Raw genomic sequence first — 20,434 nt, 5'->3', positions numbered from 1 at the left:
TAAATGGGGTATGTCCCCATTTAATGTCAGGCCGAAGGCGGCACGTAGCCGGCTGCCTGGTCGGCGCCTTCGCCGAAGAAATGTTTCTCCATTTGCGCTGCCAGGTATTTGCGCGCGCGCACGTCCGCCAGGTTCAGGCGGTTTTCGTTGACCAGCATGGTCTGGTGCTTGATCCAGGCAGCCCAGGCTTCCTTGGAGACGGATTCATAAATGCGCTTGCCCAGCTCGCCCGGATAAGGCGGGAAGTCCAGGCCTTCGGCTTCCTTGTTCAGTTTGATGCAGTGGACGGTACGTGCCATCTTCGATGCTCCTAAAAAAATCGATTATAAGGTCTTGATCAAGACTTGCGACTTGCGCTGCCAGTTGTAGAGGCGCTGGCGGTCTTTCGGCAACGCGTCGACAGTGGCGGGAGCAAAGCCGCGCTTGATGAACCAGTGCGCGGTGCGGGTGGTCAGCACGAACAGCTTGCTGATGCCCTGCGCCCGGGCGCGGTTTTCCATGTGTTTGAGGATACGCTCGCCGTCGCCCTGGGCCTGCACGTCAGGGTTGACAGTCAGGCATGCCATTTCGGCCATTTTTTCTTCCGGGAAGACGTACAGCGCCGCACAGCCGAAGATCACGCCGTCGTGCTCGATGACCGAGAACATCTCGATCTCACGTTCGATCAGTTCGCGGCCACGCTTGACCAGGGTGCCGTCGGCTTCCAGCGGTTCGATCAGCTTGATGATGCCGCCCACGTCTTCAATCGTGGCCGGGCGCAGCGACTCCAAGTTCTCGTGCGAGATCATGGTGCCCACGCCATCGTGGGTGAACAGCTCGAGCAGGGCCGAGCCGTCCATCGCGAACGGCACGATGTGGGCACGCTCGACGCCGTTGTTGCAGGCCTTGACGCAGTGCTTCAGGTAGTAGGCGGTGGCGTCGGGCAGGAAGCCTGCCTGCAGCACGGCTTCGGCCTGGTGCGAGGACAGCTCGCGGATTTCGGTGCCGCCGGCGTCGGTCATCATCTCGGTTTCGGTGATGAAGACCAGCTTGTCGGCGTGCAGGGCGATGGCGGCGGTGCAGGCCACGTCTTCCATCGTCAGGTTGAAGGTTTCGCCGGTTGGGGAGAAGCCCAGTGGGGACAGCAGCACCACGCCGTCCGAGCCCATGATGGAGTGGATCGTTTCCGCGTCCACCTTGCGGGTCAGGCCGGTCAGCTCGAAGTCGACGCCGTCGATCACGCCCAGCGGGCGTGCGGTGATGAAGTTGCCGGAAATGATACGGATCGCGGCATGCGACATCGGCGTATTCGGCAAGCCCTGGCTGAAGGCGGCCTCGATGTCGAGGCGCAGTTCGCCGGCTGCTTCCTTGGCGCATTCCATGGCGGCCGTGTCGGTGATGCGCACGCCGTTGTGGAAGCGGCCTTCCACGTTTCGCAGGGCGAGCTGCTCGGCGACCTGGGGGCGCGAGCCGTAAACCACGGTGACGTTGATGTCCAGCGCGTGCAGCAGGGACAGGTCGTGGGCCAGCACCGGGAGGGCGCCAGCAGCAACCAGTTCACCAGGGAACGCGACCACGAAGGTCTTGCCGCGGAAGGCATGGACGTAGGGGGCGACGGAGCGCAGCCAGGAGACGAATTGGATAGGGTTTTCCATTATTCGCGCATTATAATGCGCTGCGCGGTTTTCGCGCCCAATCTATGTAAAAAACGATGTCTGAAGCAAGCAAGAAGAATCCTCTCCAGCAACCAGCAGGCCAGCGGCCGCAAGGCGAACAACGCCGCCCGGCAAGCCAGCCTGGCCAACAGGCGCGCCGCGCGCCTGCGCAGCCGCCCGCTGGCGCTACCCAGCGCCGCGAAGGCCGCCAGGAAGGCGCACGCCCGGCGCAGGCCGAAGGACGCCGCGAGGCGCCACGTCCGCAGCAGCGTGGAGAGGGCGCGGAGGAGCGCCGTGGCGAACGCCGCGAGCGCGAAACTCCTGAACAGCGCGCGGCCCGCGAGGCCGCGGCAGCGTTCCGCAATCCGCTGCCGCCGATCACCTTCCCCGAAGACTTGCCGGTTTCTGGCCGCCGCGCGGAAATCGCGGAAGCCCTGACCAAGCATCAGGTGGTCATCGTCTCCGGCGAAACCGGCTCCGGTAAAACCACCCAGCTGCCGAAGATCTGCCTGGAATTGGGGCGGGGCCAGAAAGGCCTGATCGGCCACACGCAGCCGCGCCGCATCGCCGCCTCGTCCACCGCGAAACGCATTGCCGTCGAACTGGGCTCCCCGCTGGGCGAGCACGTCGGCTACAAGGTGCGCTTCAACGATACCCTGAGCAAGGGCGCCTCGGTCAAGCTGATGACCGACGGTATCCTGCTGGCCGAAACCCAGACCGACCCGCTGCTGAAGGCTTACGACACGATCATCATCGACGAAGCCCACGAACGCAGCCTGAACATCGACTTCCTGCTTGGCTACCTGAAGCAGATCCTGCCGCGCCGCCCGGACCTGAAGGTGATCATCACCTCGGCAACCATCGACGCTGAACGCTTCGCCCGCCACTTCACGCAGGAGGGCAAGCCGCCGGTGCCGGTGATCGAGGTCTCCGGCCGCCTGTACGCCGTGGAAGTGCGCTACCGCCCCGTGGAGCGCGACCAGGTCGCGGCGCCCGGCGCGCAGCAAGGCGCCGACGCCAAGGGCGCACGCACCGCCGCCGCGCGCGACAAGCGCGACCTGATGGAAGCCATTGTCGACGGCGTCGATGAAGTCTGCCGCATCGGCAGCGGCGACGTGCTGGTGTTCCTGCCCGGCGAACGCGAAATCCGCGACGCCGCCGAAGCACTGCGCAAGCACCACCCGCCGCACGTGGAAATCCTGCCGCTGTTTGCCCGCCTGTCGGTGGAAGAGCAGGACCGCGTGTTCCGCACCACCAACGCGCGCCGCATCGTGCTGGCGACCAACGTGGCTGAAACCTCGCTGACCGTGCCGGGCATCCGCTACGTGGTGGACGCCGGCCTGGCGCGCGTGAAGCGCTACAGCTACCGCAACAAGGTCGAGCAACTGCAGATCGAGCCGGTGGCGCAGTCGGCGGCCAACCAGCGGGCCGGCCGCTGCGGCCGCGTGGCCGATGGCGTCTGTATCCGCCTGTACGACGAGCAGGACTTCCTGCAGCGCCCAAAGTTCACCGACCCGGAAATCCTGCGCTCCTCGCTGGCCTCCGTCATCCTGCGCATGAAGTCCCTGCACCTGACGGACGTCGAGAGCTTCCCCTTCATCGAGCCGCCGCTGGGCCGCGCGATTGCAGACGGCTACCAACTGCTGCAGGAACTGGGCGCAGTCGACGACGACAACGCCCTGACCCCGCTGGGCCGCAAGCTGGCCAAGCTGCCGCTCGACCCGCGCGTGGGCCGCATGATCCTGGCCGCTCAGGAGTACCACTGCCTGACCGAAGTGCTGATCGTCGCTTCCGCCTTGTCGGTACAGGACCCGCGCGACCGTCCGGTCGAGCACCAGCAGGCCGCCGACGAAGCGCACAAGAAGTTCGCCGACGAAAAGTCGGAGTTCCTCAGCTACCTGAAAATCTGGAAGTGGTTCGAAAACGCAATCGAGCACAAGAAGTCCAATCGCCAGTTGATGGATTCGTGCCGCGCCACCTTCCTGAACCAGCTGCGCCTGCGCGAGTGGCGCGACGTGCACTCGCAACTGCTCACCATCGTGAAAGAGCAGGGCTGGCGCACCAACGAACTGCCGGCCACCTACGATCAGCTGCATATGGCGCTGCTCACCGGCCTGCTGGGCAATATCGGTTTCAAGGGCGAGGACGAACCGGGCGGCGCCTACCTTGGCGCGCGCGGCATCAGGTTCCACGTCTGGCCTGGCTCGCACCTGTCGAAGAAGCCGGGCAAGTGGATTGTCTCTGCCGAACTGGTGGAAACCACGCGCCTGTACGCCCGCTGCGTGGCGCGCATCGAGCCGGAATGGATCGAGAAGATCGGCGGCCACCTGCTGAAGAAATCCTGGGGTGAGCCGCGCTGGGAGAAACGTCCCGCGCAAGTCACAGCATCCGAACGCGCCACCCTGTACGGCCTGGTGGTCTACAGCCAGCGCCGCATCAACTACGGGCAGAAGAATCCGGTGGAAGCGCGCGAGATCTTCATTCGCGACGCGTTAGTCGGTGGCGATTACGACACCCGTGCACCGTTCTTCGCACACAATCACAAGCTGGTGCGCGAAATCGAAAACCTCGAACACAAGTCGCGCCGCCAGGACGTGCTGGTGGATGACCAGTTGATCGAGGCGTTCTACGACGAGCAGATTCCTGCCGACGTGGTGAACGGCGCCGGTTTCGAGAAATGGTACAAGGACGCCTCTGCCGACAATCCGAAGCTGCTGTACCTGATCCGCGACGACTTGATGCGCCATGAAGCGGCCGGCATCACGACCGACCTGTTCCCGAAAAAGATGATGGCGGCAGGGCTGGAGATGCAGCTGTCCTACCACTTCGAGCCAGGCACGCCGCGCGATGGCGTCACGCTCACTGTGCCGCTGTATTCCCTGAACCAGCTTTCGCGTGAGCGCTGCGAGTGGCTGGTGCCGGGCATGCTGAAGGAGAAAGTGCACCTGCTGCTCAAGACTCTGCCGCAAAAGCAGCGCCGTCACTTGGTGCCGCTGCCGGACTACGCTGCCAAATTCTGCGAGCGAACCGAGTTTGCGCGTGGCGACCTGATTGACGCGATTATTGCCGACATCCGCAAGCAGATCACGATCAGCGTGCTGACTTCCGACTTTAAGCCGGAGCAACTGCCGGCGCACCACTTCATGAATTTCAAGGTGGTCGACGAGCATGGCCGCCAGCTCGACATGGGACGCAACCTGGCTACGCTGCAGGCGGAGTACGGACTGCAGGCCCGCCAGAGCTTCCAGCGCATGGCGGAAGGCGGCAACACGCCAGCCTCCGCCGCGCAACTCGCACAACTTGCGGGCGGCGGCATCGGCATCGGCAGCGGCGGCAGCGCCAAGCCAAAGCACGGCGGCATCGCAGCCGATGCTGCGCGCGGCGCAAGCCCCTCCAGCGCGGCGGCAAGTGCGCCAGCTGCTGCCGCGTCGAGCGCTGCGTCGCAGCACACCAATATCACCACCTGGAGCTTTGGCGAGCTGCCGGAGCTGCTGGAAATCACGCAAGGAAAGCTAAGCCTGATCGGCTTCCCGGCCCTGGTGGACAAAAGCACGCACTGCGACCTGGAAGTGTTCGACGACCCGAATGTGGCCGCGCGCACTCACCGCATCGGGCTGCGCCGCCTGTTCATGCTGCAGATGCGCGACCAGATCAAGTTCGTCGAGAAATCGATCCCCAACCTGCAGCAGATGGGCATGCAGTTCATGTCCATGGGCACGCAGGAAGAGCTGCGCGACCAGATCATCGCCAAGGCCATCGACATCGCCTGCCTGCAGGACCCGCTGCCGGTAGACGAAGCGAGCTTCATCAAGCGCAAGGACGAGGGCAAGTCGCGCATCGTATTGCTGGTGAACGAGATCGCCCGTCTTGTGTCGCAAGTGCTGACCGAATACCACGGACTGCCCAAGCGCCTGCAAGGCATCAACCAGCAGGTGGCGCAGGACATGCAGCAGCAACTGCAAGGCCTGGTGCACAAGCGCTTCCTGATCGAGAACGAGTTCTCGCAGCTGTCGCACTTCCCGCGCTACCTGAAGGCGATGAACGTGCGCCTGGAAAAGCTGCGCGCCGATGCGGCGCGCGACGCCAAGGCCATGGCCGAGTGGAACCAGGCCGCGGCGCCTTACCAGCGCCTGATGCGCGACAAGTCGGCCGGCAAGAACACCGACCCGAAACTGGTCGAGTACCGCTGGATGCTGGAAGAGTTGCGCGTATCGCTGTTCGCTCAGGAGCTGCGGACACCCATGCCGGTGTCCGTCAAGCGACTGATGAAGGTGTGGGAGTCGATGCAGCGCTGAAGCGCTTGCGATACTCGCCCGGGCTGGTGCCAAGGCGGCGCAGGAATACGCGCCGCAGGTTCTGTTCGCTACCGTGTCCGGTAGCGGCGGCGATGGCCTTGACCGGCTGCGTTGTGTCTTCCAGCGCGCGCCGCGCCGCCTCCAGCCGCATGGATTCCACCATGGCGGCCGGCGTGGAGCCGGTCTGCGCCACATAAGCGCGCGCAAAGGTGCGCGCGCTCATTGCTGCCTGTTCCGCCAGGCGTTCGACCGAAAGGTCTGCGTGAAGGTTGGCGCCCATCCAGGCATGCAGTTCCGCAAACCGGCCGTCTTCCCGCGCTTGCGCTGAGAGGGGGGCGCTGAATTGAGACTGGCCGCCGGCGCGCTTCATGAACACCACCATTTGCCTGGCCGTCTCGATGGCAACGCGGTGGCCGTAGTCTTCTTCGATCAATGCCAGCGCCAGGTCGATGCCGGCGCTGACGCCTGCCGAGGACCATATCTGGCCGTCGCGGATGTAGATCTTGTCCTCGTCCACCTGTACCAGGGGATGCTGGCGCCGCAGGCGTCCGACCCACTCCCAATGCGTTGCCACGCGACGCCCGTCCAGCAAGCCGGTAGCGGCGAGCATGAATGCGCCGGTGCAGACCGATGCCAGGCGTCGCACGTAGGGAGCACGCTGGCGTATCCAGTTCACCAATACCGGCGGGGCGAAGTAGGTGTCTCCAGGGCAGCCGCCTGCCACCAGCAAGGTGTCGATATCGGTTGTTTCGAGCGAGGAGATGGGGACCGTGCTGCAGGCTAGTCCGGCGCTGCTGGCGACCAGGCCGCCCTCGGCGGAGGCGACGATAAGTTCATACAAAGTCGCCCCGCCGGCCGAATGGCGGCGGGCGGCGCTGGCGAAAGCCTGCAGCGGACCGGTAAGGTCCAGCAGGTTCATGCCTTCATATGCGAGCAGGACGATGTGGCGGGAACGAGGAGGCGGCATGCCGCCAGTTTACCTCACCGGATAGCCGGGGTATTCGAATTCCAGCGCAACACGCCGGGCGGTGCGCGATCCAAACGCGTCAGCGATGTTTGCCAGTACGCGGTCGAGAGAGCCGTCCGCAGCCGGCAGCATGACAGCCGGCGCGTCGGCGGCGCCAGCAACGCGGTCAGGCAATATTTTCAAACCGTGACGGCTGGCCACGGCCGCGTCGCTGGCACCGACCGCCAGCACGCGGCTGCGATGGGTGCGGGTGTAGGCGTCGCTGGTATAGGCGAGGGCGATTTCGTCGAAGCCTTCAGCCAATGGCAATCCGGTGTCGTTCACGCCATGCAGCCACTGGTCGGTATAGTGCGTGAGCCAGACGGACAGGTTGTGGCCGAACCTGGGGGCATAGGCGCCGCTGTCATGGCGGCTGCTCCAGTCGCCGACGCCGAGGCCTGCGGCAACGGCTGCGGCTTTTTCGCGGCCGGCAATGGCTTCCACCAGGGCCAGCGAAAGCGGCTGGGCGGCGCTGATGCCGGCACTGGAGATCACCTTGGCATCGGCCACGTAGCGCACATTCTGCAACCATTCGGTGCCCGGGTATTTCTCGAGACGATATTCGTAGGTGGCCCAATGTGCGGTGCCGCGCCGGCCTTTCAGCAAGCCGCTGTTGGCAACCACCAGCGCGCCATCGCAGATGCTGGCTATGGTGGCACCCTTGTCCGCCTGGGCCTGCAGCCAGGCCAGCATCGGCGCCAACTGTGCTCGCCGCATGGCAGGCACGATCACGTAGTCGGCACCTTCCGGATAGCGCTGATCGAAGGCGCTGGTATCGAGGTCGGCCTGCACGCGCAGGCCGGTATTCATGGTGATCAACGGCCCTTCGGCCGCGACGGCGAGTACTTGCGCGACACCGGCGCGTTGCAGTACGCCGTAGGGCAGGAGGAAGTCGGTGATTTCAGTCGATACGCTGTCGCCGAGGATGGCGATCACGGGGCGTTCGTGGCCTGGGCGCGGCTGGTATTCCGGTAACTCGCCGGCGTGGGCGCAGGACAGTACGAACAGGAGAAGGGCAAGCAATAAACGCATGGCAGGCAATCGGCTGTTGGATCAGCAGCCGATTGTCTGCGGAAGGTGATGGATTTGACTGACAGAAAGCAGTCAAATCCTGCCAATCAATAATTACCTTTGCTGCCGCTTTCGCTGCCGGTCGAACCGCCGCTATAGCTGCTGCCGCCGGTCGAGCTTTGCATGGTGCTGGTGCCAGCGCCCATCACGCTGCCGGTCGAGGTGCGCATGCCGGTGGCGGTGGTGCCGTAGAAATTATGGATCTGCGTGCCGAATTCGGGGCTTGCCATGTCTGGCCAGCGGTCCTTGTCGAAGCCCGGCGCGTTCTCCAGTTTTTCCTTGGTGCAGTCAAGCACGAAGCGCTTGTTCACCGTGTCAAGCTGCAATGCCTGCCATGGCACGGCAAACAGCTTGTCGCCCATGCCCAGTACGCCGCCGAAGGACAGTACCGCATAAGCGATCTGGCCGGTCTGCATGTCGAGCATGATTTCCTTGATATCGCCAAGATCTTCTTCCTGGCGGTTATAGACGTCTTCACCCATCAGCGTGTCGGCGCCCATCAGGCGTGGGCCTGGACCATCATTATCGTCACGGTCGCGATAGATGCCGAATTTGTCGCGGTCTAGATAGCTCATTCTGCCTCTCCTCATTAGTGTGATCGAGTGAGGCCAGAATAGCCCAAGCCGCGTGTGCAAGGCGCGCGCTACGCTAGCGCGGCGTAGTCCTACAAGAAGAACGCGATGGCAGCAACTGCAGTTGGCGCAAGGGCTCCCGCCAGCAAGCCAAGTGCACCGATCGATTCATCACGGAATCCTTTTCGTAGCAATGCAACGCCGGCCGGATTCGGTGCGTTGGCGATCACGGTCAGGCCGCCGCCGGCAACGGCGCCAGCCACCAGCATGTATTGTGCTTGCGGCGTGATGCCGTCGATCAGCGAACCGAGATAGGTGAGGGCGGCATTGTCGGTGATGGCGGTCAGGCCCAGCGCGCCGAAGAAGAGCGCCAGTGGCTGCAGGCTTTCGACAATTGGTTGCAGCCACCATTGCTGCATGCTGCCCAGCACCACCAGGCCGGCGAGGAAGAAGCCGACCAGCAAGGCTTCTTTCAGGATCAGCGGTGACTGGTGCTGCGGATAGGCCACGGTAAATCCGAGGAAGAACAGGAACAGGCCGAGGAACAGGACCGGATGATGCGCCAGCAGCACCACGGCAGCCAGGAAGGCCAGGTGGATGATGCTGGTCGACAGCGGGGCGTGTGCCTGGGCACTCGGTGCAGGCGCTTCACGCGGCACGCGCAAGTGTTCGCGCAACAGCCAGGTGACGGCAGTGGCATTGACCAGCACTGCCAGCGTGGCTTTCCAGCCGAAGTGGGAGGCCATGAAGGCAGAATCCCATTGCCACGTTGTCGCCACCATCAGCACAGGCGGCGCTGCATATGCGGTCAGCGTGCCACCGATCGAGACGTTGACGAACAACACGCCGAGCGCGGCGTACTTCTGCCATTCCGGTACGCCATCGCGGAAGATTTGCGGTGCCAGCATCAAGGCTGCGAGTGTCATTGCGGCCGGTTCGGTGATCAGCGAACCAACCAAAGGTACCAGTGCAAGGCCCATCCAGGCCTGCAGCAGCGGACGGCCGCCGGACAGCGTGTTGACCAGCCGCTGCACGAAGTCCAGCACTGGCCGCGATGCCGCCACCACCATCACCACAAACACGAACAGCGGCTCGGTGTACTGCTGCGTTTCTGCATAAGCGATGGCGTTCTGCGGCCCGGCTACGAAAGCCATCGCCACCAGCAGCACCATGGCCCAGAAGCCGAACACCACTTCCACTTCGCCCAGCAGGTGTAGCAAACCGCCATGGCGCGGGAATTTGTGCGACAACCGTTCAAACGCTTTCGCGCTAAAGGTGTGCAGCAGGGCAAGGGCAAACAGGAGGGCGCCGATCAATTGCATGGTGACGGGAGTTAAGTTGGCAATATTGCCGATTCTATCAGCCGCTAGCTAACCCGCCCATATCTTGCGCAAACCGGTATGCCAAGGAGCGGCGCGCGGATAGGCTGTTTTGATGGCTGATACTTTCGACCCACTATGGAAGAGCGTACTCAGGCGCGACCTCGCGGACTTCGTGGCGTTCTTTTTTCCTCAGTTCTCGGATGAAATCGATTGGGGCCAGCCGCAGTGCCTGCGTGACAAAGAACTCAATGAACTCCGCCGCGATGGCCGGCCACGCACCCTGATTGCCGACCTGTTAGTCAGCGTGTTCCTGCATCTTTGCCTGGGTTGCTGCAGCTCACCTTCTTGCTCAACGGACGCACGGGATGCCGCAACGGCGCTATGCGGAGAAATGGCGTGTCGTCAGATTGTTGTACGAACGCGGGTGGCGCAGGCAGCGTATCATTAATTTGTTTAAAGTGGTAGACGGATTGATGGCATTGCCGCCTGAACTGCAAGAGCGACTGCGACGCAACATCGTCCGGCTGGAAAGGAGGCGTGACGTGGAATGGATTAGCCCCATGTTTCAGTTGTGCAGGCAAGAAGGGCTACGGGAGGGGCAGCAAAAAGGGCGGCAAGAAGGGCGGCAGGAAGGACGGCGCGAGGGAGCGATTGACTTGCTTGAGCGCCAGCTGCATCGGCGCTTTGGGGCATTGTCGCCAACTGTCCAGAAACGCCTCGCCAAAGCCAGCCCTGAACAGCTTGCCCAATGGAGCGAGGCCGTGCTGGATGCCCGAACGCTGAAACAGGTTTTCTCTTCGCGCTCGTAGGATTATACTGTATGCATATACAGTATTGTTCAGCATGGCGCTCTTTGACCCCCAACCCCTGCACCCGGCCCTCTGGCTGGCCTCCCAGCTCACCAAGGGAGCCACGTCCTGTGTGGATACCGGCATTCCCGTCCTCTCCCACCAGTTGCCTGGAGGCGGCTGGCCTACGGGTGTCCTGACCGAGTTGTTGCTTCAACAACCTGGTGTTGGCGAATTGCGCCTATTGAAATCCACCCTGGCCAGGCTGAACCGTCCGGCGGCCCTGCTGCAGCCCCCGTACGCACCTCAAGCCCTGGGTTTTGAGTTGCCCCCAGAGCAACTGCTGTGGATCCGCAACACCGGCAAGGCCGCCGACAGCCTGTGGGCGGCCGAGCAGATCCTGCGCAGCGGCAGTTGCGGGGCGGTGCTGCTGTGGCAACAGCACATCCGCAACGAATCGCTGCGCCGCCTGCACCTGGCTGCCCAGTGCGGCGAAGCGCTGTTCTTCCTGCTGCGGCCGATTGCCGCCGCCCAGGACTCCTCCCCCGCGCCGTTGCGGCTGGCGCTGCGGCCGGCTCCCGGAGGCATCAGTATCGAATTCGTCAAACGCCGGGGACCGCAGCGCGACACGCCGCTATTCCTGCCCTTAACCCCAACCTTGTTGCAACGTCATGCGCCTGTGGATCGGCCTCTACCTGCCCCGGCTACCGCTCGAAGTGTTCTGTCCGAACTGGTCGGATGACCTGTGCAGCGTGGTGCTGGAACAGGAGAGCGTGCTCGCGGTTTCCTACCGCGCCCACCTGATGGGCGTGCGTCCCGGCATGCGCCGCAGCGGCGCCCTGATGCTGGCGCCGGAAGTCCGGATGCACGAACGCGCCCCGCAGCAGGAAGAAGAAGCACTGCACGCAGTCGCCATGGCCATGCTGCAATACACGCCGCAAGTGGCGGAAGGCGAGGGCGCCACCCTGCTGCTGGACGTGGGCGCCAGCCTGCGCCTGTTCGGCGGCATCCGCCGCCTGTGCCGCCTGGTGCGGGGCAGCCTGCAAAAGCTCGGCTTCAGCGGCGTGCTGGGCGTGGCGCCCACCGCGCGCGGCGCCTGGCTGCTGGCGCGTGCTGGCGGCGGCCGCGCGCTCAAGCTCGATAGCCTGCATCGCCGCCTGCATCGCCTGCCGGTAGGCTTGCTGCCGCCGCTGCAGCGCCACCAGCGCTGGCTGGACGGTATTGGTTGTGTCAGCATCGGCGACCTGGTGCGCCTGCCCCGCCCCGGCCTGCAGCGCCGCTGCGGTATCGAAGTGCTGGACATGCTCGATGCCGCGCAGGGCCTGGCGCCTGAAATGCACGAATGGCTGGCAGCGCCGCCCAGCTTCAAGGCCAAGCTGGAACTGTTCGGCCGCATCGAGAACACCGACCTGCTGCTGGCCGGCGCCTGCCGCCTGCTGCAGCAGCTGACCGGCTGGCTGTGCGCCCACCAGTTCGCCGTCTCGCGCATCCGCCTGTTGCTGGAACATGAACGCGGCCGCGAAGCCTGCCCGCCGACGCCGGTGGAAGTGGTGCTGGCCGAACCCACCTGGCGCGACGAACACATCGTGCGCCTGCTGAAGGAACGCCTGGCCAAGGTGGAACTGCCGGCACCGGCGATCGGGCTGGCGCTGGAAGCGGCCCAGGTCGAGCCGATGGCGCCGCTCAGCGACTCGCTGTTTCCCGATCCCGGCGGCAGTCCGCAGGAGCGCCAGCGCCTGTTCGAAGTGCTGGTGGCTCGCCTCGGTGCGGAAAACGTGCTGCAGCCATATCCCAAGGCCGACTACAGGCCCGAAGTGGCCAACCGCTGGGTGCCGCTGCATGAGAAGGTACGCCCGGCCGACGTGGCAGCCCAGATGCCGCCGCGCGCCTTGCCGCGCCCGGCCTTCCTGCTGCCCAAGCCGATCCAGTTGCTGATGCGCGACCATCGCCCGTTCTACTGTTCGCCGCTGCGCATGGTGTCGAGCGCCGAACGCATCGAAGCCGGCTGGTGGAGCGAGACGCAAACTCGCGACTATTTCATCGCCGAGGGCGAGGATCATGCCTACTACTGGGTGTACCGCGAACGCACGCCTGGCACCGAGGAAACGCGCTGGTACCTGCATGGATTGTTCGCCTGACGTATCATTATCACGAAAGGGGGACGTATGTACGCACAACGACTCGAATTCCCTGGCGCAAACGGACAACTGCTGGCGGCACGGCTGGACTCTCCGGAGAGCGGCGTACGTGCCTACGCCCTGTTTGCGCATTGCTTCACCTGCGGCAAGGATGTTTTCGCGGCCAGCCGCATTGCGCAGGCGCTGGCTGAACGTGGCATTGCCGTGCTGCGCTTCGACTTCACCGGCCTGGGCGCCAGCGAAGGCGATTTTGCCAACACCAATTTCTCCTCCAATGTGGCCGACCTGCAGGCGGCTGCCGACTTTCTCCGGCGTGAATTCCAGGCGCCGCGCATCCTGATCGGGCATAGCCTGGGCGGTGCTGCCACGCTGGCTTTCGCCGGCACCGTGCCGGAGGTGCAAGCCGTGGTCACCATTGCCGCGCCGAGCGACCCGGTGCACGTCACGCATTTGTTCGGCGACCAGGTCGATGCGATCACGGCGCAGGGCGAGGCCATGGTGCAATTGGCCGGGCGGCCGTTCCGCATCAAGCGGCAATTCCTGGAAGACGTGGCGGAGAACAGCTTGCGCAACAAGATCGCCAATATGCGCAAGGCTTTGCTCGTCATGCACGCGCCGGGCGATACGACGGTCGGCATCAACAATGCGCTGGAGATTTTCTCGGCAGCGAAACACCCCAAGAGCTTTATTTCGCTCGATACGGCCGACCACCTGCTGACCGTTCGCGAGGATGCGGCGTATGTGGCGGGCCTGATTGCCGCCTGGAGCGCACGCTACCTCAAGGATTTCCAGGCTTCCACGCCATCGCCTTCCTGACGGCAGGGCGATCGCCGACCTGGGCGAGCCAGCGCTGCACGGCGGGCTTGCCGGACAGGTTCAGTTCCAGGTGGGAGGCGGCGGCTTCCGTCCAGGGATAGCAGGCGATATCGGCAATCGTGTAGTGATCGCCGGCCACGTAGGGGCTGCCGGCCAGGGTGCGATCGAGCACATTCAGCAAGCGCTCCGCCTCGGCGATGAAGTGTTCCTTCGGCAGCGCGATGCCTTCCTTCACAAAGAAGCCCAGTTGGCCCAGCATCGGGCCCAGGCCGCCAACCTGCCAGTGCAGCCACTGCAAGGTGCGGTAGCGTTGCGTTCCCTCGGAAGCGAGAAAGCGATCGTATTTTTCGGCGAGGTAGGTCAGGATCGCGCCGCTTTCGAACAGCGTGAGCGAGCCATCCTTCAAAGCGGGAATCTTGTTGTTGGGCGAAATGGCGAGGAATTCGGGGGCGAACTGTTCATGCTCGCGCAAGTTGACCGGCACCACCTCATAAGGCAGGTCAAGTTCTTCCAGCAGTATCAGCGGCTTGCGCCCGTTGGGCGTAGTCCATGTGTAGACGGTGACCATGATGGCCACCACTCTAGCGCGGCCAAGGGAAAACGGGCGCACCGCAGTGCGCCCGCACCAGGGTGACTTACTGTCGCGGCGACAGGATGGCTTCCAGTCGGTCGGGCGTGCCTTCAATGCGTTCCAGGCGCGGATACTTCAGGCCCTCGTAGTAGGCCAGCGCCACGGTGCTGTATTGCTGGCCGTGTTTCACCAGCAGTTCGATCGGCTGCTTGCTGGACTTGGCTTCAGTGATGGCCTTGCGCAGCAGCTCGGCCTTGTAGGCCCGGCCATTGACTGCCAGCAGGGTGGTGTTGCCGGACAGGCCAGCCTTGAAGCCTACGCCGTCCCACTGGATGCTTTCGATCTTGCCTTCGCCGCCGACGTTGAAGCCGAGCGAGTAGGTGAAGTCGGCGGACTTGCTGCGGTCTTCCGCCGCCTTCAGGAACTCGGTCTGCTTTTCCGCGAAGACCAGCTTGTAGCCGGCGCGGGTAATGCCGTCCATCGGCACCGGGCCCAGGTCTTCAATGCGGGTGCGCAGGAAGGTGGCCCAGTCGTGCGGCTGCACGCTGTTGAGCACCTTGACCACGTCCTCGAAAGTGTAGTGCAGCGCGTTCACGCGGCCATCTTCCACGCCGAAGAACCTGGTGGAGAAGTCATCCAGCGAACGCTTGTCGCCAGAGAGTTCGCGGATCTTGGTGTCCACGTCCAGCCAGATCAGCATGCCTTCGGTGTAGTAGTCCTCGCTGCGCTGGTAGTTCGACCATGGGATAGGGCGGCGCGCGTTGATGATCGGATCGTAGGTGGTGTCCTGCACTGAACGCCATTCCCGGCCCTTCTGGATGGTGTAGCGCGCGGCGGTGGAAGCGATGACGTCCTTGATGCTGGCCCCCTTCATCAGGCCAGAACGTGCCGCCAGCACTTCGCCGTAGTAGGTTGTCTGGCCCTCATACACCCACAGCAGGTCGTTTTGCAGCGGCTGGTTGAAGTTCAGCACGTCCTGGCCTTTCGGGCGGCGGAACTTGCCGTTCCAGGAGTGGGTGAATTCATGCGGAAGCAGGCCGCGTTCGGATTCGGTCTTGTTCCACTCGGTGAAGTAGTCGGTCTTCAGCGCGTTCTCGCTGGACTGGTGGTGCTCGCGGCCAACGCGGCCGAATTCGTCGCTCAGCGCGAACAGGAAGTCGTAGTGCTTGTAGTGCTGGGAACCGAATACCTTGTAGGCTTGCTTGACCAGGTTGCGGTGCAGTTCGATCTGCTCCGGCTTTGCTTCCAGCGCTTCCGCGTTGTCGGCTACCACGTTCAGGTGCACCGGCGCCTTGGCGCCCGGATCAAGGTCGAAGCGCTTGAAGTAGCGGCCGGCGAACAACGGCGAGTCGACGAAGGTTTCCACGTCGGTGGTCTTGAAGGTCACCACGTCGCCTTTGCGTTCCGCTTCTTCCAGCGCGGAGCCGTATTGCCAGCCCGCCGGCAGCGTCAGCGCGGCCTGGATCGGGATGCGGCGGGTGGCGTAGCCGGCCGGGTACATGGTCAGCGACTGCCACTGGATGCCCAGCATGTCAGGCGTGATCGAAGTGCGGCCCTGCGCACTTTCGGTCGGCGCCAGGTGCTGGTATTCCACGTCGATCGATTTGGCGCCTGCGGGCACGTCGATGTGGAAAGCGTACACGTTCACGTTGTCGCGGCGCCAGGCCAGGGTCTTGCCGTTGGCGCTTACCTTGAAGCCGGCGAACTGGTTCAGCGCACCGGTCGGGCCATGCTGGGCCGTCACCCACTGCGGGAACAGCAGCGTCATCTTGCCCGCCTTGGCGGGAATGGTCTGCTGGATGCGGTAGATATTCTGGGCGGTATTCGAGGCATCGACCTTCATCACGATGGTGCCTGGATAAGGCTGGTCGGCCGGGGCAGGGATCGCCTGGCCGGCGTGGGCGCTGAAGGCGGCGCCCAGCAGCAGGGCGAGAGCGGACTTGGCAAACAGTTTCATTTATTTCAATGGGGAAAGTGTGACGGGCGAGTTTAGCACGCAGGGGTGGTCAAATTGTTTCGGAACGTAACGTGAAAAAAAGGTCTTGAAATCCTTTTTGGGGCTCCTATATCGGATTCAGCGGTTGCCCAGCCGGGGACCGCCGGACCTTATATCGCTTAACCTTGAAAGGATATGAAAATGCGTACTTTTGACCTGACCCCACTGTATCGTTCCGCTATCGGCTTTGACCGCCTGGCCCAGATGCTGAACGACTCGCATCGCGGCGACCAGCCCAGCTACCCTCCGTACAATATCGAACTGGTGTCGGAAGACCAGTACCGAATCGTGATGGCGCTGGCCGGCTTCGATCGTAGCGAGATAGACATTACTTCCGAGCGCGATTCCCTTGTGGTGATTGGCCGCAAGCAGAAAGACGGCCAGGAAAAGACCTTCCTGCACCGTGGCATCGCCTTTCGCGACTTCGAACAGCGCTTCCAGCTCGCCAACCACGTGAAGGTGACCGGCGCTTCCTTCGACAACGGCATGCTCACCATCGAACTGGTGCGTGAAGTGCCCGAGGCACTGAAGCCTCGCAAGATCGCGATCGACGGCGTCGTCAACCACACTGCCCTGGAGCAGAAAGCTGCCGCCTAAGCGCGCGTAGCACCCCGAAAAGGCCGGATTTCCGGCCTTTTTTGCATTAAGACGCGTCTAAGTTTGATGCCGCATATTAGAGCCGTTGAGAAAGCAATCTTCTTCAGGAGTTTAATCATGCGCAACGCCACCACCATGTTCCTTGCCCTGGCCACCGCCGGTGTTATCGGTGCCGGTGCAGCCATCGCTGTCCAGCAGAGCCAGGCCTTCGCTTCGCCGCAACCCGCCATCACCGCCACCGTCCCGGCCAATGCTGCCCAGGGCGCGCCGGCACCGGTGCCCGCGCCGATGATCTCGCTGCCTGACTTCAGCGTGATCGCGTCGCGCAATGGACCGGCCGTGGTGAATATCAGCACCACCGGCACCACCAAGGCGCAGTTCCGTGGCGACGACGATGCTGAAAACGATCCGTTCTACGAATTCTTCCGCCGCTTCCAGTCTCCCGGCCAGCGTGGCCGTGGCGGGGCGCCCAGCCCGACCCACGGCGTCGGTTCCGGTTTCATCGTCAGCGCCGACGGCATTATCCTGACCAATGCCCACGTGGTGCGCGACGCCAGCGAGGTGACGGTCAAGCTGACCGACCGCCGCGAATTCCGCGCCAAGGTACTGGGTTCCGACCCGAAAACCGACGTGGCCGTGCTGAAAATCGAGGCCAAGAACCTGCCGGTCGTGCCGCTGGGCCGCTCCACCGACGTGAAGGTGGGCGAGTGGGTGCTGGCGATCGGTTCCCCGTTCGGCCTGGAAAACACGGTGACCGCCGGCGTGGTGAGCGCCAAGGGCCGCTCCCTGCCGGACGACTCCAACGTGCCCTTCATCCAGACCGACGTAGCGATCAACCCTGGCAACTCGGGCGGCCCGCTGTTCAACACCAAGGGCGAAGTGATCGGCATTAACTCGCAGATCTACAGCCAGAGCGGCGGCTACCAGGGCCTGTCCTTCTCGATCCCGATCGACGTGGCGACCCGCGTGCGCGACCAGGTGGTCAAGACCGGCAAGGTGGTGCATGCGCGCCTGGGCGTGATGGTGCAGGAAGTGAACCAGGGCTTTGCCGATTCCTTCGACCTGGAGTCGCCGGAAGGCGCGCTGGTGTCGAACGTCGAGCGCGGCGGCCCGGCCGACAAGCTCGGCCTGAAGGCGGGCGACGTGATCCGCAAGATGAATGGCCAGAAGATTATCGCCTCGGGCGACCTGCCGGCGTTGGTGGGCCTGGCCATGCCAGGTGATAAAGTAGCGCTCGAGGTCTGGCGCCAGGGTAAGACCATCACGCTGGAAGGCAAGCTGGGCAATGCTTCCGAGCGTAATGTGGCGGCGGTGCAGAACGATGAAGCAGCCGCCAAGCTGCGCCTCGGCCTGTCGCTGCGCCAGCTCGACCCGCTGGAACGCCGTGAATCGGGCCTGGCATCGGGCCTGCTGATCGAGGATGCCGGCGGCGCGGCTGCCAGCGCCGGCGTGCAGCCGGGCGACGTGCTGCTGTCGGTGAATGGCCGTCCTGTCACTTCTGTCAACGATGTGCGCGACCTCGTGGCAAAATCGACGAAATCCGTAGCGCTGCTGATCCAGCGCGGCGAGGACCGCATCTTTATCCCGGTGCGCCTCGGCTAACAAAACAAGAAAGGTAAGACAATGCGCCTCCTGCTGGTAGAAGATGACACGATGATCGGCGAGGTAGTGCTCGACCTGCTCAGGGCAGAGCACTACGCCGTCGACTGGGTCAAGGATGGCGCCATGGCCGACACGGCCCTGCAGACCCAAACCTACGACCTGGTGCTGCTGGACCTGGGCCTGCCGAAGAAGGACGGGCTGGAAGTCCTGCGCTCGATGCGTGCGCGCAAGGAGCTGACGCCGGTGCTGGTGGCTACCGCGCGCGACGCGGTCGAGCAGCGCATTGCCGGCCTGGATGCCGGCGCCGACGACTATGTGCTCAAGCCTTACGACCTGGACGAGCTGCTGGCGCGTATCCGCGCCTTGCTGCGCCGCGCGGCCGGCCGGGCCGAACCGGTGTTCGAGCACAAGGGCGTGTCGATCAACCCGCAAACGCGCGAAGTGATTGCCAACGGCCAGCCGGTCAGCCTGTCGGCCCGCGAATGGGCGGTGCTGGAAGCGCTGATCGCGCGCCCCGGCATCGTGCTGTCGCGCGCCCAGCTGGAAGAAAAGCTGTACAGCTGGAAGGACGAAGTCAATTCCAATGCGGTTGAAGTGTACATCCACGGCTTGCGCAAGAAGCTCGGGTCGGAACTGATCCAGAACGTGCGCGGCCTCGGCTACATGGTGCCTAAAGCATGATGATGGCGGTCCCGAAGGTCAACGTCACGCACTCGCTGCGTGGGCGCCTGCTATGGTTCTTGCTGGCGGCGATCACCATGGCGGCCGTGGCGCAGGCGATGATCGCCTACAGCTCCGCGCTGAACGACGCCGACCAGATCTTCGACTACCACATGCAGCAGATGGCCATGTCGCTGCGCTCCAATGCGCCGATGGCGGCCACCGGCAACCGCGACCCCAACGATCCCGGCAACGACGAGATGGTGGTGCAGGTGTGGACGCCGGACGGCATCCAGGTATTCCGTTCGCTGTCGCGCGCCGAACTGCCGCAGCGCGCGGTGCTGGGCTTCTCCAATGTGCGCGCCAATGGCACGACTTACCGCGTGTTCTCGGCGCAGACCGCGACCCAGACCATCCAGATCGCCCAGGACCTGGCGGTGCGCAAGCGCATGGCGGGAACGCTGGCGCTGCGCACCGTGGGGCCGATCGCGCTGATGGCGCCGGTGCTGATGCTGGTGGTGTGGTGGGTGGTCTCCGGTTCGCTGGCGCCGGTGGCGCGCGTGCAGCGGCAACTGGCCTCGCGCAAGGCCGATGACCTGTCCGAAGTGTCCGATGCCGACCTTCCCGACGAGGTGCGGCCGCTGGTGCAGGAACTGAACCTGTTGTTCTCCCGCGTACAGACAGCCTTCGAAGCGCAGCAGAACTTCGTGGCCGACGCCGCGCACGAGCTGCGCACGCCGCTGGCCGCGCTCAAGCTGCAAATCCTCAGCCTGGCCCGCGCCGACTGCAGCGAAGCGCGCGACGTGGCGATCGGCCGCCTGTCCGCTGGCGTGGAACGGGCATCGCGCCTGGTCGAGCAATTGCTGGTGCTGGCGCGCACCGAAGCGGCCGACGCCAAGCTGGAGCCGGTCAGCCTGACCGACCTGGCCAAGCGCGCGGTGGGCGACATGGCTGGCGCGGCGCAAGCGCGCAATATCGACCTTGGGCTGGAGCAGGCCGACGAGGCGACGGTGCAAGGGCAGGGCGACGCGCTGGTGATCCTGCTGCGCAACCTGGTCGACAACGCGGTCAAGTACACGCCGGCCGGCGGCACGGTCGACGTCTCGGTACTGGGCGCGGGGGAAGCGGGCGGAGGCGGGCCGCGGCTGGTGGTGGAAGACAGCGGCCCCGGCATCGCAGCGGAAGAACGCGAGCGCGTGTTCAACCGCTTCTACCGCGTGCCGGGCAGCGAAGCGCAGGGCAGCGGACTTGGCCTGGCCATCATCCGCGCCATCGCCGAACGGCATGGTGCGAAGCTGGCGCTGGACGCCTCGGAGCGCCTTGGCGGCCTGAAAGTGACGGTGGAGTTTGCCCCGCGCTAGAATGT

General features: G+C 64.1%; 17 protein-coding genes. 9 read left to right on the top strand and 8 right to left on the bottom strand.

Features of this window, described 5'->3' with window-relative positions; genetic code table 11:
• Positions 1-26 precede the first annotated feature (26 nt).
• Both ACN9MW_RS24400 and argA read right to left on the bottom strand, forming a co-directional pair.
• Positions 27-299 (bottom strand): oxidative damage protection protein, encoded by a 273-nt coding sequence (locus ACN9MW_RS24400; protein ID WP_057261247.1) that lies wholly within the window; start codon positions 297-299, stop codon positions 27-29.
• A 24-nt stretch (positions 300-323) separates the two neighbouring features.
• Positions 324-1,634, bottom strand: a complete 1,311-nt coding sequence (argA, locus tag ACN9MW_RS24395) for an amino-acid N-acetyltransferase (RefSeq protein ID WP_426163605.1) — start codon at positions 1,632-1,634, stop codon at positions 324-326.
• Positions 1,635-1,690: 56 nt separating this feature from the next.
• Here argA and hrpA point away from each other — a divergent pair, with 56 nt between their 5' ends.
• Positions 1,691-5,929 (top strand): ATP-dependent RNA helicase HrpA, encoded by a 4,239-nt coding sequence (gene hrpA / locus ACN9MW_RS24390; RefSeq protein ID WP_426163603.1) that lies wholly within the window; start codon positions 1,691-1,693, stop codon positions 5,927-5,929.
• Here hrpA and ACN9MW_RS24385 read toward each other — a convergent pair.
• From ACN9MW_RS24385 to ACN9MW_RS24370, 4 genes are all read right to left on the bottom strand, one after another.
• The gene (locus tag ACN9MW_RS24385) at positions 5,889-6,896 is read right to left on the bottom strand and encodes a GlxA family transcriptional regulator (RefSeq protein ID WP_426163601.1); all 1,008 of its coding nucleotides are present in this window, start codon (positions 6,894-6,896) and stop codon (positions 5,889-5,891) included. The two genes, hrpA and ACN9MW_RS24385, sit on opposite strands and share 41 nt — an antisense overlap.
• Positions 6,897-6,905: 9 nt before the next feature.
• A complete protein-coding gene (locus ACN9MW_RS24380) occupies positions 6,906-7,967 on the bottom strand; it encodes a DJ-1/PfpI family protein (RefSeq protein WP_426163599.1) in 1,062 nt (353 codons plus the stop codon).
• An 86-nt stretch (positions 7,968-8,053) separates the two neighbouring features.
• A complete protein-coding gene (locus ACN9MW_RS24375; protein WP_426163596.1) occupies positions 8,054-8,581 on the bottom strand; it encodes a PRC-barrel domain-containing protein in 528 nt (175 codons plus the stop codon).
• Between the two features lie 89 nt (positions 8,582-8,670).
• Positions 8,671-9,900 (bottom strand): putative Na+/H+ antiporter, encoded by a 1,230-nt coding sequence (locus tag ACN9MW_RS24370; protein ID WP_426163594.1) that lies wholly within the window; start codon positions 9,898-9,900, stop codon positions 8,671-8,673.
• 365 nt (positions 9,901-10,265) lie between these two features.
• On the opposite strand from ACN9MW_RS24370, the gene ACN9MW_RS24365 reads away from it, so the two are divergent.
• Genes ACN9MW_RS24365 through ACN9MW_RS24350 form a run of 4 tightly spaced genes read left to right on the top strand, consistent with a single transcriptional unit; the run spans position 10,266 to position 13,642 of the window.
• The gene (locus ACN9MW_RS24365; RefSeq protein WP_426163592.1) at positions 10,266-10,709 is read left to right on the top strand and encodes a DUF4351 domain-containing protein; all 444 of its coding nucleotides are present in this window, start codon (positions 10,266-10,268) and stop codon (positions 10,707-10,709) included.
• 34 nt (positions 10,710-10,743) lie between these two features.
• A complete protein-coding gene (imuA, locus tag ACN9MW_RS24360) occupies positions 10,744-11,430 on the top strand; it encodes a translesion DNA synthesis-associated protein ImuA (RefSeq protein ID WP_426163590.1) in 687 nt (228 codons plus the stop codon).
• Entirely contained in the window at positions 11,360-12,826 is a 1,467-nt protein-coding gene (locus ACN9MW_RS24355; RefSeq protein WP_426163588.1) for a Y-family DNA polymerase, read from the top strand. Before imuA ends, ACN9MW_RS24355 begins: the two co-directional genes overlap by 71 nt.
• A gap of 27 nt (positions 12,827-12,853) precedes the next feature.
• The gene (locus tag ACN9MW_RS24350) at positions 12,854-13,642 is read left to right on the top strand and encodes an alpha/beta hydrolase family protein (protein ID WP_426163586.1); all 789 of its coding nucleotides are present in this window, start codon (positions 12,854-12,856) and stop codon (positions 13,640-13,642) included.
• Here the strand turns inward: ACN9MW_RS24350 and ACN9MW_RS24345 are convergent.
• Entirely contained in the window at positions 13,605-14,210 is a 606-nt protein-coding gene (locus tag ACN9MW_RS24345; protein WP_426163584.1) for a glutathione S-transferase family protein, read from the bottom strand. The genes ACN9MW_RS24350 and ACN9MW_RS24345 overlap by 38 nt on opposite strands.
• A 67-nt stretch (positions 14,211-14,277) precedes the next feature.
• Positions 14,278-16,170: a M61 family metallopeptidase gene (locus ACN9MW_RS24340; RefSeq protein WP_426163582.1), complete on the bottom strand. Its 1,893-nt coding sequence runs from the start codon at positions 16,168-16,170 to the stop codon at positions 14,278-14,280.
• Positions 16,171-16,350: 180 nt separating this feature from the next.
• On the opposite strand from ACN9MW_RS24340, the gene ACN9MW_RS24335 reads away from it, so the two are divergent.
• From ACN9MW_RS24335 to ACN9MW_RS24320, 4 genes are all read left to right on the top strand, one after another.
• Entirely contained in the window at positions 16,351-16,806 is a 456-nt protein-coding gene (locus ACN9MW_RS24335; RefSeq protein ID WP_426163579.1) for an Hsp20 family protein, read from the top strand.
• A 117-nt stretch (positions 16,807-16,923) separates the two neighbouring features.
• Positions 16,924-18,408, top strand: coding sequence for a DegQ family serine endoprotease (locus tag ACN9MW_RS24330; protein ID WP_426163577.1), 1,485 nt, complete (start codon positions 16,924-16,926; stop codon positions 18,406-18,408).
• A gap of 21 nt (positions 18,409-18,429) precedes the next feature.
• Positions 18,430-19,089, top strand: coding sequence for a response regulator (locus tag ACN9MW_RS24325; protein ID WP_057261227.1), 660 nt, complete (start codon positions 18,430-18,432; stop codon positions 19,087-19,089).
• Entirely contained in the window at positions 19,089-20,429 is a 1,341-nt protein-coding gene (locus tag ACN9MW_RS24320) for an ATP-binding protein (RefSeq protein ID WP_426172288.1), read from the top strand. The genes ACN9MW_RS24325 and ACN9MW_RS24320 overlap by 1 nt, the downstream gene beginning before the upstream one ends.
• Positions 20,430-20,434: the final 5 nt, after the last annotated feature.

Source organism: Pseudoduganella sp. R-34 (assembly GCF_049904655.1).
GTDB lineage: Bacteria > Pseudomonadota > Gammaproteobacteria > Burkholderiales > Burkholderiaceae_D > Rugamonas.
This window is presented reverse-complemented; position numbering and strand designations above follow the sequence as displayed.

Bases quoted from the DNA above. Each gene is read 5' to 3' on its own strand.
- ACN9MW_RS24340 (WP_426163582.1), bottom strand. From the start codon at position 16,170: ATGAAACTGTTTGCCAAGTCCGCTCTCGCCCTGCTGCTGGGCGCCGCC.
- argA (WP_426163605.1), bottom strand. From the start codon at position 1,634: ATGGAAAACCCTATCCAATTCGTCTCCTGGCTGCGCTCCGTCGCCCCC.
- ACN9MW_RS24370 (WP_426163594.1), bottom strand. From the start codon at position 9,900: ATGCAATTGATCGGCGCCCTCCTGTTTGCCCTTGCCCTGCTGCACACC.
- ACN9MW_RS24385 (WP_426163601.1), bottom strand. From the start codon at position 6,896: ATGCCGCCTCCTCGTTCCCGCCACATCGTCCTGCTCGCATATGAAGGC.
- ACN9MW_RS24325 (WP_057261227.1), top strand. From the start codon at position 18,430: ATGCGCCTCCTGCTGGTAGAAGATGACACGATGATCGGCGAGGTAGTG.
- ACN9MW_RS24330 (WP_426163577.1), top strand. From the start codon at position 16,924: ATGCGCAACGCCACCACCATGTTCCTTGCCCTGGCCACCGCCGGTGTT.
- ACN9MW_RS24375 (WP_426163596.1), bottom strand. From the start codon at position 8,581: ATGAGCTATCTAGACCGCGACAAATTCGGCATCTATCGCGACCGTGAC.
- ACN9MW_RS24345 (WP_426163584.1), bottom strand. From the start codon at position 14,210: ATGGTCACCGTCTACACATGGACTACGCCCAACGGGCGCAAGCCGCTG.
- ACN9MW_RS24400 (WP_057261247.1), bottom strand. From the start codon at position 299: ATGGCACGTACCGTCCACTGCATCAAACTGAACAAGGAAGCCGAAGGC.
- ACN9MW_RS24335 (WP_426163579.1), top strand. From the start codon at position 16,351: ATGCGTACTTTTGACCTGACCCCACTGTATCGTTCCGCTATCGGCTTT.
- hrpA (WP_426163603.1), top strand. From the start codon at position 1,691: ATGTCTGAAGCAAGCAAGAAGAATCCTCTCCAGCAACCAGCAGGCCAG.
- ACN9MW_RS24320 (WP_426172288.1), top strand. From the start codon at position 19,089: ATGATGGCGGTCCCGAAGGTCAACGTCACGCACTCGCTGCGTGGGCGC.
- ACN9MW_RS24355 (WP_426163588.1), top strand. From the start codon at position 11,360: ATGCGCCTGTGGATCGGCCTCTACCTGCCCCGGCTACCGCTCGAAGTG.
- imuA (WP_426163590.1), top strand. From the start codon at position 10,744: ATGGCGCTCTTTGACCCCCAACCCCTGCACCCGGCCCTCTGGCTGGCC.
- ACN9MW_RS24380 (WP_426163599.1), bottom strand. From the start codon at position 7,967: ATGCGTTTATTGCTTGCCCTTCTCCTGTTCGTACTGTCCTGCGCCCAC.
- ACN9MW_RS24350 (WP_426163586.1), top strand. From the start codon at position 12,854: ATGTACGCACAACGACTCGAATTCCCTGGCGCAAACGGACAACTGCTG.
- ACN9MW_RS24365 (WP_426163592.1), top strand. From the start codon at position 10,266: ATGCCGCAACGGCGCTATGCGGAGAAATGGCGTGTCGTCAGATTGTTG.